The sequence below is a fragment of the Moorena sp. SIO4A5 genome, from assembly GCF_010672005.1.
GTDB lineage: Bacteria > Cyanobacteriota > Cyanobacteriia > Cyanobacteriales > Coleofasciculaceae > Moorena.
Genome location: NZ_JAAHHZ010000074.1, coordinates 1 through 15,552, shown reverse-complemented (window position 1 = coordinate 15,552; position 15,552 = coordinate 1). Strand labels below are relative to the sequence as shown.

The window sequence follows — 15,552 nt, the reverse complement described above, 5'->3', positions numbered from 1 at the left end:
TGAATTTTTGCTCCATGGGCGACTTATTTTTATGGCTGCTTATTTTTTAAAAACTTAGGTTATTTGACTGGAAGAAGGTCTATTGCCCGATTGCTAACGCTTTGTTTCAAGAAAGAACATTATCCCACTGTCAATCCTTAGCTATAGACCTTAGACATACACAGTTTGGTTAATTGGTCGATTATTAATAGATATTAAGCAATAGAATGCGATGCTCGGTACGAGCCGCTACGCGATGAAGCGAACGCGCCCCGCGTGGCCAAAGGCCTCAGCTTCCGCTAAAAGCGAAGGCAAATCCCTTGGAACAAAACTAACCCTGACTATCAAGTAATCTTGACAAAAACGGAGATAATGCTTTGGTAGTGTTGCAGACTGGAAAACCTGTCCGGCTGTTCAACCCCACCGCAATCTAACCTAAGGTCAAAAAAGAAGAGTTTTATCGTAATTGATGCCAATTCCTGATACTATATCATCGGCTCAGTAATATAATTTAACCGATTAACCCGATATGTGGATTGACAAAAAGTTGATCAATTCCCATCTCTCCATCCTGCAATTTTCCTATCTTCCCATCCCTACTCAACCCAGTTTTACGATCACAGCAAGCAGTCAGCTAATATGCATTTAAATTTCCACCTCAAGTAGCGTGACCTACGGTCAATCGCGACCCTTGTGCAAAAGCCAGTCTACCATCTCCCGATCTCCCAGTCTCCCAATCTCCCCATCTCCCAATCTCCTGATCAGCCCCTATTCACAATTGAAATGTGTGACAGATTATTCTAGGGGTTATGCGATGAAGCTTCGCTTCCGCTAAAAGCGATGAAGCTTTGCTTCCGCTAAAAGCAAACGCATCTAGTCACTTTTCTCCCTGCAACAGAAAATTGCCAATATGAGGATACTGTGAAGCCATTGCCCACTATAATAAAGTCTTGTTAAAAGGCAACTCCTATAAAAATGGCAATTTGAGGCTCAATCCTGATTTAGATATGCAAACCGGGAATATTCCTTTGCTAAACCCAATAGCAAGCCATTATCCTGCCATTGGTTGCTAAATTGAGCAAGAGAAGTAGTTCTGCTAAGACTAAAATCAACTGTAAAATCTATGCCAACTTTTCGTTATATATTAGCTGTGGGTGTGGGGACGGCAATTGCCTTGAGCGGCATGGAATCCGGAGCCTCAGAAGATTTACCATCACTTACTAAGCCTCAGAGTAACTCAGTAGCTACACCTAACCAAGAATCCTTAACAGAAGCAGCCCCAAACCCAGAGGTAGGGAAGCTAGTGGTAGAAGTCATGGATAACACTACCCCAGCTTCCAATCAACCAGAGCAACAGGAGTCTATTCCCTCTGTAGATTCCTCACTCTCAGAAGCAGAATTAGTCCAAGAAGAATTAGTCCAAGAAATTATTGATCAAACCATCCTGCCTACTGACCAGCCAAAGCAGGAGGAGTCGATTCCTGCGGTGGCTGAACTAGCAGCGCCATTCGCCGAAGGCGACGCTTCGCGAACGGAATCCGTAGACGTTGGTGAGGATACGGTGGTTGAATCTGCCACAGGGGAAAACCCTGAATTAATGTCACAAACCTCTGGAAGCTCAGGAACCCCTGGAACCTCTGCGCCAGAGTTTCTTGATCCTGACCCCAATCCTTTATCATTTCCTACCCAAAGCCAGGAAGTCCAGATCGATATCACACAGCCCATTACCCTGCAACAGACCATAGAACTGGCAAAGCGTAATAATCAGGAATTACAGCAAGCGCAACTGACCTTGGAACGTAATCAGTTTGTTCTCCAAGAAGCCTTAAGTGCTTGGTATCCTAATTTGACAACAACTGCAGGAATTAACTATGCCGATAGTGCATCAGGACAGGTATCAGACGAGATAAGAGTCCAGCAAGGATTACTTCCAATCAATGAGCCGTCAGGAACTTTCAATGCAGCCCTAAGGTTAGATTATAACCTATACACTAGTGGGCAACGACCAGCACAAGTCCGGCTAGGGGAGGAACAGGTAAAGTTGCAGCAGCTGGAGGTAGAACGGCTTTCTGAAGAGATCAGACTTCAGGTCACCCTTGCCTATTACAATTTACAAGAGGCTGATGCTCGTGTTGAGATTTCCCAAGCGGCAGTCACTGAGTCTGCTCAGATTTTACGGGATACCGAGTTACTGGAACAAGCTGGCTTAGGCACCCGATTTGAGGTCTTGCAACAGCAGGTTGAGCTAGCCAATGACTCTCAAGGGTTGACCAATGCTCTGAGTGACCAACGTATTGCCCGACGTCAGCTGGCGGAGTTATTAAACTTATCTCAATCCGCAGAAATTACGGCAGCCGATCCCATCGAAATTGCTGGAAGTTGGGATTTATCTCTAGAACATAGCCTGATCCTGTCTTATAAAAACCGATCTGAGTTGGAACAGCAACTGGTGCAACGCCAGATCAACAAGGAACAGCGCACCATTGCTCTGGCTGCGGTCAGACCCCAGGTGAGTGTATTTGGTCAAATCGACCTATTTGATAACTTCAATGATACTGTTACCATGGGTGATGGTTACTCGGTAGGGGCAACATTGCAGTGGAATTTTTTCGATGGCGGAGCAGCAATGGCTAGAGCCAGGCAGGAAGATATTGATATTGCCTTAGCAGAAAGCAGTTTTGCTGACCAAAGGGATGAAATACGCTTTGAGATCGAACAAGCTTATTCTCAATTAAACTCCAATAAAAAGAGTATTGAAACGGCATCCTTGGCCCTAGACGTAGCAGAAGAGAGCCTCCGGCTAGCTCGGTTAAGATTTCAGGCAGGGGTTGGTACCCAAACGGACGTAATTAACCAGCAAACCGCCCTTACCCGGGCTAAGATTAACCGACTTACTGCAATTCTGGGCTACAACCGCGCTCTGGCCAACTTGCAACGGGCAGTGAGTAATCTACCAGACAGTAAAGTTAGTGATATTCCGTAGTATTCGATCTTAATTGAATTAAGGGGTAAACTAGACTTGTCCCAATTAGGCACTAAGTATTAGATACTAAGTATTAGATCTTAGGTATTAGACACTAGGTATTAGACCCTAGGTATTAGACGTTAAGGACTGATCTCTAATATCTAATAGGATTAACCTTGCCCTAACTCGCAAAACTAAATTGACAGAATACCTGCTCTGCTTTAGAGTTAATGGTTTATGGCCAACTTAGCCATGAACCATTAACCAGGGATGCTTATTTTTTTAACATTCCTTAATAAAATAGAAATACTATCAGAAAATAAGATCAGACTTGGGACAAATCATGGCTAATATCAAATTTGTCAAGGAAGACCAAGAAGTCATTGCTGCCAATGGAGCGAACTTACGAGAGAAAATGCTGCAAAATCGCATAGATCTCTACACGTTTCGGGGCAAGCTGGTCAATTGTGGCGGTTATGGTCAATGTGGTACCTGTATTGTGGAAATTGTGGCAGGCATAGAAAATTTATCCCCTAGAACTGAGGTAGAAAATCGGAAACTAAAGAAAAAGCCAGATACTTACCGATTAGCCTGTCAAGTCTTGGTGAATGGACCTGTGAGTGTTAAAACTAAACCAACCCTGAAGAGCAAATCCCCATCTGCTGCCATCTAACCATAGCAAGGGATTTTAGAGCTAGCTGGCGAGAGATTGTCAGCTGAATACTGCTCCTTGTATAGATGCTTACATAGGGTTTATAGCATTGATCAATTGGGTGAGGTGCTTTCGTCTTGGGTTTGTTCCCGTAGCTTGCTCCAAAGGGCAGGGAGTAGGGAGTAGGGAGTAGGGAATAAAGCTAAGACAATGGAATGTATCTCACCAGGATTTTCAACCCGCTTATCTACCATTAGCCGGATTTCCTCCTGCCAGGCTTATATTTCAATCTTCTATTTCGATTCGCCGAAGGCGACGCTTCGCGAACAGCCGTGTTAATGGTATCCTATAGCTGGTGGGTTAAAAACGATTTAGAGGAACTAATAATCATGCAAGTTAACGATCTAGGGTTTGTTGCCAGCATTTTGTTTGTGCTGGTGCCTGCGGTTTTCCTGCTAATTCTTTATATCCAAACCGCGAGCCGTGAAGGCTCAGGAAACTAGTTAGCTGATCTGGTGATAATCCCCACGCCTGTACCAAAAGCCCAAGCATTGCTCCTTAGCCAAAGGTCAGCGTGGGATTCTTCCCAGGATGAAAGTCCAAGGGATTTTTTGTATAACCTTGTATAACGTTGTATAATTAATTTCAATTAAATAACGGTGAAGTTGACTTCTCCCGCCACTAAAGTAGGCGGGATTATCAGCGATTACCGGATTTATGAGTCTAGCTCCCACCACTAAAGTAAGTGAAATCTCAAGTAGGTGGAAGTTTAAATAATTAGTCATTAACCCTTTGTCATTAAACCTTGATCATGAACCCTTTTTAAGCAACATGTAACCAACAAGAGGTTTACTGGCAATACTAATGGCTAATGACTAATGGCTAATGACTAATGGTTAATAACTGACTACTTCAAGTAGTTGTGCGTGATAACAACACTGGGCAATTGGCCTTCACTCTGACGTAGTCTGATAAAGAATTCCCGAGTAATCGATCTAAATCTACTAAACTCTTGGCCATAGAAGGGCGACGGTCAGGAGAACCGAGAATCAGCAAGTCGATGTTCTTGTCTTCTGCTAACTCGCAGATTCCTGGTCCGGGCTTACCGCCACTTAGAACACAACGGTAAGAAACACCAAGCCTTTTCGCTTTTGCTGCTGCCTCTGCGAGAACTGGGTCTGCTTCAGCATTGCTCATCACTTGATCAGGTTTGGCTTCGGGAATGACACGAGCTAGATATAGTTGAACATTCTTCATGTCTCGCACTAGGGATAGAGCCAACTCGAAGGAATTTTGAGCAGCATCAGATTTATCCATTGCGACCATAATCCGTCTGATTTGTTTGACGTAGACATCGTCTTTGACCAACAACATCGGGCGGGAGGACAATTGGAACACATATTGGCTAACGGAGTTTTCCAAAATCGCTTCTAGGCGAGTTAGTCCTCTCGAACCCATAATAATCAGGTCGGTTTCTTCTTCGTCTGCCACTTGGGTAACGATATTTTTAGGGTCTCCCTGTTTGAGTCTGGGCGTGATTCGGCTGGGGTCAACCTTTAAGGATTTGACCGCATCTGCTAAAATCTTACCCCCCTCTTCTAACTTAGCTGACATGGCTTCAGCCGTGACTTGAGGAGGCACCACATGTAGGACTGTGACCGATGCCTGTTGTATGGCAGGAATTTCGGCCAACATGTTGAACATTTCTTCACACAGTCCCCGACCAGCTACAGATATTAAAATTTTTCTTATCATTGGGCAATTTCAATTATTGGTGGAGTTACGAACTTATGCTTGGTTACTGACCATTGAGATTAAAAATTGAGTTGCAAAATTGAGTTGCAAAATTTAACAATTAACCATTCAAAATGTTTGGTAAATTGTCTGGCACTTACTTGAAACTCAACTCAATGGTATTAAGCTGTGATACATCTAATTGGCACAGCCCGACTCATGATTTTCTGTTAATTGTTAACCACCAACAGTTAACGAACAGAAATCAATTTTAGATATGCCAGTTAAATTCCCAGCAACCCGTGACCTCAGATAGTTGTCCGGTAGGGGTTGAGGGTTGGACTTTCCCTGGTATATACTCACCAGGATACTGATAATAGGGCTAGAAAATTTTGAAAATTTATTAACGGCGGTGAGAAGACAGCACTCCTTGATGAGTCATGACTCTCACGCCTAGCTTCAGTATTAGCTTCAGATCTATTAAGCTAGGTAAGTAGCTTGGAGACCCGAAAGTCGTCAGAGGTGTTAGGGCAACAGGGTGTATAGCGCGTTGTCTTCGTGATACCTAACCCACCGGAACCATGGGAAAAATAAGCGATACGCCGTCATCGCCCGGTGGGCAGGAGTAAACCTAGTCTTCGTCTTCTTCTTCCTGTGTTGGATAAACAAAGCTAGAACGCCCACTCAGGACTGCTTTACCGAGAGAGAGGGCTTTTTGTGCTTCCAGATGCGCTTTGCGCTTCCAGTTAGCTTTACGTTTATCCCGTTTGGATTTTGAGGTTTTCTTCTTAGGAACAGCCATAAGTGTAAATTATTTAAATTGTTAGACAGCTTTTCTATCTTATTTCATTGTCTTGTATCTCGGTCTTCTATCTGGTTGTTGGCTGGTGGTGGCTCAGGAGCCTGGTTGTTTGCTGGCGGTGACTCAGGAGCCTGGTTGTTGGCTGGTGGTGGCTCAGGAGCCTGGTTGTTGGCTGGTGGTGGCTCAGGAGCCTGGTTGTTGGCTGGTTCCAGGGACTGTGGCTGACTTTGAGGGGAAAAATCAGGTTCCTCAACTCGCAGTAGGAACTGGGTATTGGGAAAGTAAGTTGCCCAATACTTGGCATCCGGTCGTCTTTTCCAGGATGGACGGCTGACTTCTAACAACAAGACTGGGGCGATTTCTCCTTGATTTTGTCCTAGAATAGTAATCGCTACCTTTGTAGTCAATATGTCACTATCGAAGCTGCGTTGAGCTGCTGCTCTAGCAACTACTTCAGCACGCCGCATAAAGCCTTGGTAAGTTTCGTCAGGCTCACGATTGAGGGTAACATTAATACGAGCTGTCTTGGCTTCCGCGCTTTGGGGAACAATGGCAACTGTAGTCAGCCAACTAACCCCTACTAAGCCGGGCAATACCAATAGCCGGATTAATTTGGACAACATACTATTATATCCTCTGATTAGGCCAAAAAAGGAAAAGATTCATGATGAAGGAAAATCTTGACAGAAACTAGATTTACAAAAACTACTTCAAGAGCCTTGAAAGGTGGACTAGGTTCGATATTGTTATAATTAATTAATTAATAAAGTTAAGCCGTTAGGTTAAGCTTAACAGGGTTGGATTAGAATTTAAGTGTAAGGGTAAACTACAGCAATAGTAATAAAATTAGGCATATATAGGCATAAAATCTACTAGTTTCAGCCACTAGGGTATGGGGTAAATGGCAAATTACGCTGGTATAGCAATTGGCATCAACCGCTATCAGTTCTTACAACCTCTAAACTATGGTCAAGCAGACGCTCAAAGACTACAAGGGTTTTTTGTAGACCAAGCTCATCTGCAACCCACTGAGTTTCTTTTATTAACTGATACTTCACCACCGATTGATGATTTTTTAACCTACCCCAACCGAGAAAATATTTTAAGATGCCTCGACAGGATTCGCCAGAGTCCAGGTTCTCCAGAAAGTTGGCGTTGGTTCTTGTTCAGTGGCTGTGGGGTCAGTTGGGATAAAGTTGACTACCTCATGCCGATTGATGGCAATCCAGATGATATTCCAGGAACAGGTATACCAATAGAATGCCTGTTTTCTTCTCTCAAGACTATGGGGGGCAATAAAATCCTGGTATTGTTAGACATAAACCGCTCACCGGGAATGCCATCTGGTGAACCAGTTGGTGCTGAAACAGTGGAATTAGCCTACAAAATGGATATTTCCCTGATACTTTCTAGTCAACTCAACCAGTTTTCTCACGAAGCGGCGGCTCTAGGGAATGGCTTATTCACCTCAGCACTTCTAGAAGCACTGGGTTACTATCATACTGAGATTACCCTTGAAAATCTTGACGAGTATCTCAGGGAGCGGCTACCGGAGTTGAGCCAACACCATTGGCGACCAGTTCAGATTCCTCTGACGGTAATTCCTTTACAGGAGTATCGACAACAACAAATTTGGCCTGAAGGGGCAAGCTCACCACCAGAAAATCAATGGGCTGACCCAAGCACTGACTCAGAAGCTACCAAGGTAGTTCTTTCTAAAGATGAGAAGAATCTTGAGAGTGAATTTGCCAAAAAACCTTTATCTGTGGTAAAGCTTAATCAAAATAGGTCTTTACCCACTAACACTGACAGCTCAAACCAGGAGTCATCTAACTCAGTAGCTTTAGTTTCTTATTCAGACAGCCAGCCTCAAACTGATACAGAAGAGTTATCGTCATGGCGAGAATGGTTGTTTTGGGGTAGTGGTATAGCTTTGTTGTTAGGACTAGTGAGCTTAACTGTTGTCCGTAACCAGGAAGGCTTGATTAGTCAGCAGGTAATACAAAACAGGAACAATACCACATTAACTACCAAATTACCAGAGACTACCAAGGTCAGTAACTCCCCAGTAACATTACCTGCAGGGTCAACATCCCAGGCAACTCCAGCTCCCTTGCCAAATTCCAAGAGTAAATCCCTGGAAACTAAAGCACAGAAATCGCTGGAACCGAGTGGGATTAAGGCGAATCAAGCAGCTTTGGACGAGGCAAGACAGTTAGTTGAACCGAAGCAGGCATCTGTGTATAGTGATGCGATCGCAATTGCCCGTCAGGTGAAACCTGGGGATCCTCTTTATGATCAGACACAACAATATATCACTAGTTGGAGTCATTCAATTCTGGCTCTAGCCAAGAAACGGGCAAAAAAAAGTGATTTTGAAGGAGCGATAGCAGCTGCCCAACTAGTTCCTAAAGATAACCCTTCTGTTTATGCTTTGGCTAACAATGCTATTAAACAGTGGCAGATTCTATCCCAACAGAAGTCGCAGAATCAACAGATTATCCAAACAGCCATCAAACAAGTGCAACGTAATCAAGCATCTAGTTATAATCGTGCGATCGCAACCCTCCGTAAGATTCCACCGGGTCAACCTAAGTATGCCACAGCACAAGCGTTAATTGCTCAAGCTAGCGATAAGATTTATCTGATTGCTAAGTCCCGTGCATCGCGAGGCAAGTTTCTTTCAGCGATTAACACAGCAAAATTAGTCCCAAAAGATACCCCTTACTATGAGGCTGCCCAAGAAGCGATCGCTAGATGGCAGCAAGGTAGACCTTGATAGTCATTTGGGTTGAAGGTTTAAGGTTGGTTGAAGGTTGAACGCGCACGCGTGGCCTATTGGCCAAGGTTGAAGGTTGAATGTTGCCAGTTACAGGTTGAAGGTTGAACGCGCACGCGTGGCCTTTTGGCCAAGGTTACAGGTTACAGGTTACAGGTTACAGGTTGAAGGTTGAACGCGCACGCGTGGCCTTTTGGCCAAGGTTACAGGTTGCCAGTTACAGGGTAAGCATTCAGCCGTCAGCCGTCAGCCGTGAGCCATTCGCGTAGCGTGGCCATTCGCTTAGCGTGGCCTTTGGCCAAGGCTAATGGCTGATAGCTGATAGCTGATAGCTGAGTGCTTAGGTTACAGGTTGCCAATTATACATCCGGCTTTGAGTTGTTAAGGCTCTAATGTTCAACCTACCCTACACCGGACCCCTAGGGCGAACAACCTTGAACCTTCAACCTTGAACCTTCAACCTTGAACCTTCAACCTTGAACCTTCAACCTTGAACCTTCAACCTTGAACCTTCAACCTTGAACCTTCAACCTTGAACCTTCAACCTTGAACCTTGGCCTATTGGCCACGCGTGCGCGTTCAACCTTCAACCAACTAACCTTATAACTGTAAAAAGTTACTTTATGGTATAATCTTAAATAACTAAGCCAGAGCGGAGGGCACGGACAGCTGCTTGGGTACGGTCATCCGCACAGAGTTTATTCAAGATATTTCGGACATGAGTTTTGACAGTTCCCACAGTGATATATAACCTTTCGGCAATCACAGCATTGCTGCAACCTTCTACAATCAACTGCAAAACCTCTAATTCCCTTTCCGTTAAAGGATAAGCTTCAATCATTTGATTGTATTCATTGGGAGCAGCATGGATAGCTATCGTTTCACTAGCTTCAGTAGGCTGAGTGTCTTTGCTTGGTTTGATCTGCTCAAGTACAATCCTGGCAATGGCTGGATCAATCCAAGCATTACCTTCATAGGTCACTTTCAGAGCTTCTAGCAATTGATCAAAGGTGATATTTTTCATGCAGTAAGAGTCGGCACCAGCGGCGAAAGCGGCTAGTACGGCTTCTTCATCATCCTGCAAGGTCAGTACCATAATTTTGGTGGGAAAATCATCCTGTTTAGAATCATCCTGTTTTGCTTGAAACTCTTTGAATTGTCTAGTTAATTCAGTTCCATCCATGTCAGGAAGACCAATATCGACAATCCCGATATCTGGTCTAGATTCCGCGAGTAACTTTAGTCCTTCAGTGGCATTGGCCGCTTCGCCCACCAATTCAATTTCACCACTTTGTTGGAGGGCTGTTCGCAGACCCATCCGAGTCAGATCATGGTCTTCAATGAGAGCCACACGAATTTTACCCATCATTAACGTCTAGGGGGGTGAGATTTATAGTTTATTGATTTTTAGAGTAAATTTGTAAAGTTTTGGTAAAAATCATCATGATCTCCACCTATTGGTAGTTGTAGATATTTATGACTTTGGGATAGAGTTTCCAAAAGACCATCTCTTGGCAACGATCACTTAAAGTGAGCTGGAATGAAAGCATTTGTCAAAAACGATTACGCTATCAGATATAAAGTTATTGAGAATTTACAGGAGGTGCGACCCGTGGCGAATTTAATTCGCCAAGTAAGAGCGCACCTATGGGTAGTTACTTATTATAATCTTTACACTCTATGAGTATAAGGGGTTAGTCGTGCCAAAACTAATTGTCATAGGGGTTGGCAGGATTTCCCATTCCAACGGTTAGAGGAGATTCTCAACAGGATTGACATCCGATCGGCTTATTGAGTAACTAAGGTAGTCTCACCAGAACGAAATGACCAATTCCGCTAAATCCTACTCTTTATGCTCATCTGCGGATCGTCCCATGCTCCCTCATCCAACAGCAGGATACAATAGGGAGTAAAACCCCCTAAAAAATCTATCTAAGGGAGTTTGTTTCTCAGGAAATACCACTGGAAAATTAGCATGGGTTCATTCCCTAGATGGGTGAGATTACTAATCAAGGGAGTTTTTATACAAGTATACTCATACCTAGTCGATTCTCATCGATTTGGCAAATGTTTCGGTGATACTACACAACCGTGGGATGTCCTGTACCTAGTCAGATCGGTATTTTTACTGAAGCTCTCCTACTAGTACCGAGGTAAGGTAGAAGCCTACAATCTAAAGCGACGTGGAGAGATTGTAAAGTCCGTAAGGTTGACTAAATTTGAGCAATACTTCAACTTAAACAATAGAGTCGGCTCAATATAATTCCTTAGCCTCCTCAGGTGTCGGTTGTCAGTCAAGAACTGCTACTACCCACTATCCACTAATCATTATTAGCCAATAACCAATGACAACAGCTCAACCGCTAAATCATGGACGAGATTATCAGACTACTGATCGTAGAGGATGATGAAGTTAACTGCAAAGCCATAATTAAAGCTCTTAACAGAGGGGGTATACCCGTAAAAATAGCTGTTGCAGTTGACAGCAAAAGCGCTAGGTCGATCATCGCATCACGCTGCGCTAACTCTACCCTGACCCAAGCGAGTTTGGACTGCATTCTATTAGACTATAACTTACCGGATGGGGACGGATTGACTCTGGTTAAAGAAATCCGTGATGCTGGGATTGAAGTCCCTGTGATTGTGTTGAGTGACCAGGGGAACGAGCAAATTAATGAGCAAATTGCGGTTGAGCTGATGAAATCTGGAGCATCGGACTATCTGACCAAAAGCCAAATCTCACCAGAAAATCTCTTACGTAGCCTCTCTAATGCAGTTCGCCTCTACCGCGCAGAACGGGAAGCAGCTGTAGCTCATCAGCGGCTGAAAGAAAGCGAAGAACGCTACCGCTTGGTGCTAGAAGGTTCCAAGAACGGGATCTGGGACTGGAACCTGATCACTAAACAACTGTATTGTAATGACCGCTTCTATGAAATTACTGGCTTGTCCCCTGAACAGATAGGGAAGTACCACCATAACTTTTCTCCTGATCTCTTATTTAAGTTACTAAATTCCTCAGATCTACTCAAAGTTACTAAGGCGGTGGCTAGTTACCAACAAGATTATCTTGAACTGGATGTAGAATTTCACCTACCCTGTGCTTTTGGAGAAGATCGCTACTGTACTGCTCGTGGCAAAGCCCAGTTGAATGATCAAGGAGTACCATTCCGGATGTCTGGTGTAATTACTGATATTACTCAGCAGAAGCGAGCAGAAGAATCCCAGCGATTTCTGGCGGAGGCTTCTGCTGTACTTTCAGCTTCCCTCGATTACCAGACTACATTGGACAATCTAGTGCAGCTGGTAATCCCTCGCTTTGCTGATTGGTGTGCCATTGATGTAGTATCGGGAGTTGATAGCTATGATACTCCCCAGTCTTACCAGCGTCTTGCGGTTGCCCATGTTAACCCAGAGCAAGAGGAGTTGATTTGGAAACTGCACCGTTGCTACCCTCCCCAGGGGGATGAAGAGTATGGCAATGGCAAGGTTTTACGTACAGGTTGTACGGATACCTATTTTGAGGTTTCTGATCAATTCCTAAGAGCTGCTGCTGAGGATCCTGACCATCTCAGGATGTTACAGGCATTGAAAATTAAGTGTTACATTTGTGTACCTTTACGAATGGGTTCACAAATCTTGGGCTCAATTTGGTTTGTCAGGAGTGACTCAGGTCGCCGCTACAATGAGATCGATGTGAAGTTGGCTGAGGATTTAGCTAGTCGCGCTGCCCTAGCCACTGAAAATGCGCGCTTATACCGAGAGGCAAACCAGGCGAGTGATGATCTCAGGCAGGTAATTACGATTCTCAATGAACAGCAACAGCAATTGAGAACCCTACACCAGTTGACTAATCTCCTCAATCAACGACTGACTAACCTTCCAAATCTGTTGCAAGAGATCGTATCGGAGGTAGCTAAAGCGATTGCTGGGGTTGAATTTTGTTTCATCATTCTCAATAATTCCCTCGGTAACCCTGAAGTATTAAGGGTTACCGAGGGAATTCATACACAAAAGTTCCACTGGGAAGACATCTTGCCCCTTGAGCAAGGGTTACTATCTCAAGTCTTTTTAACTGGCAAATCTCAGTTAATTCATCGCAAGGGTTGGGATGCGCGGCATCCGGAAGAGGAAGTACCTACAGCTATTTACGCTGTGGCGATTGAGTCTGTGCAAGCAGGACGCTTGGGAGTACTAGGTATTGGCAATTGGGAAGACCCAGAGGGATTAGACCAATCAGGTCGGAATCTGCTAGGAGCAGTGGGTGAACAAGCTGCGATCGCAATTGATAATGCTCGCATGATTAATGAACAAGCTGCGATCGCAATTGATAATGCTCACATGATTAAAGCCTTAGAGGAGCAAGAAGCGCGTTTAGAGTTTCAGAACACTATGCTGGCTCGGCAGAATCGAGAACTGGAAATCAGAGATGCATCCCTCAAGCTACAGAACCTGCAATTGTTGGAAGCAGCACGGTTGAAATCCCAGTTTGTTTCGACAATATCCCATGAGTTACGGACTCCCATGAATGCCATTATTGGTTTTTCCCAGGTCCTATTGCGTCAGCGTCAGGGCTCCTTGACCCACCAACAAGCAGATATAATCGATCGCATTGTGAATAATGCTCAACATCTACTGACTCTGATTAAGGATATGATTGACCTGTCCAAAATTGAGGCAGTTTGTCTGGAGTTAACCTTGGAAAGTTTGCATTTGGACAGGTTGATTAAAGAAACTATCAATGAATTCCGTTGCCTAGCTGCTCAGAAGGATTTAGGGTTGTATATCCAAACCAATTTACAAAATCCCATGGTAATCAATGATAGCCTCCGCCTGCGGCAGATTTTGGTCAATCTGGTTTCCAATGCGATTAAGTTTACCGAAATTGGCAGGGTAGAGGTGGTAGTCAAGGAAATTTCCACCGACTGGCTGATGCTCACTGTTAGGGATACGGGAATTGGAATTGCCCAAGATGACTTAGAGCATATTTTTGAGGAGTTCCAACAAATTGATCAAACCACAACTCGCAAGTACTCGGGTACCGGCTTAGGACTGGCAATTACAGAATCTTTAGTCAAGTTGATGCAAGGAACGATTACGGTAGAGAGTAAGGTGGGTAAGGGGTCTACCTTCCATGTCAAGTTTCCTAGACGAGTAAAAGCTTCTACTGGCGATTGTCTTGATTGCGATCTACCAAAATCTAAAACCCTAGCTTGTTCTTTTTTGCCCCAGACTCTTAAAGGATTTCGTGCTCGAAGGGTAATTTATTAGGTTGCAGGTTGCAGGTTGCAGGTTGCAGGTTGCAGGTTTCAGGTTTCAGGTTTCGGTTAGATTATAGCGGTTCTGTTGTGGGATGAGGTAAACCCAAATTTCTTCAACCTCCTCCCCCTATTCCCACTCTCCCCCTAGTAGCGCTGATCCAGATGTACCTCACTCGTGGAACCGCTATATTTATAGATGCGATCAGGAACATGATCAGCGACTCAACCAAGCGATCGCTTCTCGAATCCAATCTTCCGCATTCTTACTTTTAGCGACCTGAGGATCCTCACTGATAGCATGGAGTGCTTGAGCGATTTCATCATTTTCATATCCCAAAGCTAACAAGGTCATCTCCACATCTTCCTGAATTCCTGGTGAGAGTCCATTAGCAGATAGTGGGGACTCTACCTCTGATACCTTATGCCATTGAGCCAACTTCGTTTTCAGTTCTAGAGCAATGCGTTCAGCGGTTTTGCTACCCACACCAGGGGTTTTGGATAAGGCACGAATATTACCTGTGACAATCGCTTGGACTAAATTAGGTAATCCCAAGGTGTCCAGTAGTGCGATCGCTAATTGAGCACCAATACCGTTGACACTAACTAACTGACGAAACAAATCCCGCTCAGCGGCTGAAGCAAAACCGTATAGCACCTGTTGCTCCTCCCGGATTTGCAAATGGGTGAAGATTTGCACGGTTTTTTCCGATAAAGCTACGGGCAACTCCTGGGACAAACGGCGAGTGATTTGTATTTCATACCCAATGTAGTTGACATCTAGAATCAGAGTTACGCGATTACCAGTGCTTTTTTGAATGCTAGCTACTGTCCCCTTGAGATAGCTGATCATTAGTTGAAGGTTGAAGGTTGAAGGTTGGTTGAAGGTTGAAGGTTAGTTGGTTGAAGGTTGGTTGAAGGTTGGTTGAAGGTTGGTTAAACGTTGTTCGCGTAGCGTGGCCAATAGGCCAAGGTTGAAGGTTGGTTAAACGTTGTTCGCGTAGCGTGGCCTATTGGCCAAGGTTTAAGGTTGGTTAAACGTTGTTCGCGTAGCGTGGCCTATTGGCCAAGGTTTAAGGTTGGTTAAACGTTGTTCGCGTAGCGTGGCCTATTGGCCAAGATTGTTCGCGTAGCGTGGCCTATTGGCCAAGGTTTAAGGTTTAAGGTGATTTGGTTGTTCGCCTTTGGCGTCCGAAGTAGGGGAGGTTATTTGGTTGTTCGCGTAGCGTGGCCTATTGGCCAAGGTTGGTTTAAGGTTGTACTCCACCACGAAAATAGTGAAGGATAGTTGAGAGCATAACCTGCAACTTACCAACCTGCAACTTGTAACTTGATTAATCTGCAACCTACCAACCTGCAAGTTGTTAACTCGATTAACCTGCAACT

Annotated in this window: 12 protein-coding genes; 5 read left to right on the top strand and 7 right to left on the bottom strand. The window is 44.4% G+C overall.

From position 1 onward, the window contains the following. Window positions 1-1,102: 1,102 nt before the first annotated feature. Together F6K57_RS21600 and F6K57_RS21595 are read left to right on the top strand one after the other, a co-directional pair. Window positions 1,103-2,962, top strand: a complete 1,860-nt coding sequence (locus F6K57_RS21600) for a TolC family protein (protein WP_293030507.1) — start codon at window positions 1,103-1,105, stop codon at window positions 2,960-2,962. A 325-nt stretch (window positions 2,963-3,287) separates the two neighbouring features. Beyond that, a complete protein-coding gene (locus F6K57_RS21595) occupies window positions 3,288-3,617 on the top strand; it encodes a 2Fe-2S iron-sulfur cluster-binding protein (RefSeq protein ID WP_008191595.1) in 330 nt (109 codons plus the stop codon). A 92-nt stretch (window positions 3,618-3,709) separates the two neighbouring features. Here F6K57_RS21595 and F6K57_RS21590 read toward each other — a convergent pair whose 3' ends face one another. Beyond that, complete coding sequence (locus F6K57_RS21590) at window positions 3,710-3,850, bottom strand: hypothetical protein (protein ID WP_293030512.1); 141 nt, start codon at window positions 3,848-3,850, stop codon at window positions 3,710-3,712. Window positions 3,851-3,985: 135 nt separating this feature from the next. Here F6K57_RS21590 and psbM point away from each other — a divergent pair, with 135 nt between their 5' ends. Further along, entirely contained in the window at window positions 3,986-4,099 is a 114-nt protein-coding gene (psbM, locus tag F6K57_RS21585; RefSeq protein WP_044495836.1) for a photosystem II reaction center protein PsbM, read from the top strand. Window positions 4,100-4,508: 409 nt separating this feature from the next. On the opposite strand, the gene F6K57_RS21580 is transcribed toward psbM, so the two are convergent. The 3 genes from F6K57_RS21580 to F6K57_RS21570 all read right to left on the bottom strand — a co-directional run bounded on the left by F6K57_RS21580 (window position 4,509) and on the right by F6K57_RS21570 (window position 6,755). Then, window positions 4,509-5,351: a universal stress protein gene (locus F6K57_RS21580; RefSeq protein WP_293027468.1), complete on the bottom strand. Its 843-nt coding sequence runs from the start codon at window positions 5,349-5,351 to the stop codon at window positions 4,509-4,511. Window positions 5,352-5,961: 610 nt separating this feature from the next. Beyond that, window positions 5,962-6,132 (bottom strand): 50S ribosomal protein L32, encoded by a 171-nt coding sequence (gene rpmF, locus F6K57_RS21575; protein WP_293027472.1) that lies wholly within the window; start codon window positions 6,130-6,132, stop codon window positions 5,962-5,964. Between the two features lie 44 nt (window positions 6,133-6,176). Further along, window positions 6,177-6,755, bottom strand: a complete 579-nt coding sequence (locus F6K57_RS21570) for a hypothetical protein (RefSeq protein WP_293027477.1) — start codon at window positions 6,753-6,755, stop codon at window positions 6,177-6,179. A 278-nt stretch (window positions 6,756-7,033) separates the two neighbouring features. Here F6K57_RS21570 and F6K57_RS21565 point away from each other — a divergent pair, with 278 nt between their 5' ends. Then, on the top strand, window positions 7,034-8,911 hold the full coding sequence (locus F6K57_RS21565; protein WP_293027480.1) for a caspase family protein: 1,878 nt from the start codon (window positions 7,034-7,036) through the stop codon (window positions 8,909-8,911). Window positions 8,912-9,545: 634 nt separating this feature from the next. Here F6K57_RS21565 and F6K57_RS21560 read toward each other — a convergent pair. Next, the gene (locus F6K57_RS21560) at window positions 9,546-10,277 is read right to left on the bottom strand and encodes a response regulator transcription factor (protein ID WP_293027507.1); all 732 of its coding nucleotides are present in this window, start codon (window positions 10,275-10,277) and stop codon (window positions 9,546-9,548) included. 1,004 nt (window positions 10,278-11,281) lie between these two features. Here F6K57_RS21560 and F6K57_RS21555 point away from each other — a divergent pair. Then, window positions 11,282-14,179: an ATP-binding protein gene (locus F6K57_RS21555; RefSeq protein ID WP_293027484.1), complete on the top strand. Its 2,898-nt coding sequence runs from the start codon at window positions 11,282-11,284 to the stop codon at window positions 14,177-14,179. Between the two features lie 204 nt (window positions 14,180-14,383). On the opposite strand, the gene ruvA is transcribed toward F6K57_RS21555, so the two are convergent. Next, window positions 14,384-15,019, bottom strand: coding sequence for a Holliday junction branch migration protein RuvA (ruvA, locus tag F6K57_RS21550; RefSeq protein WP_293027487.1), 636 nt, complete (start codon window positions 15,017-15,019; stop codon window positions 14,384-14,386). A 300-nt stretch (window positions 15,020-15,319) separates the two neighbouring features. After that, window positions 15,320-15,552: hypothetical protein (locus F6K57_RS21545; protein WP_293070586.1), on the bottom strand; the 233-nt coding region annotated here is incomplete at its 5' end.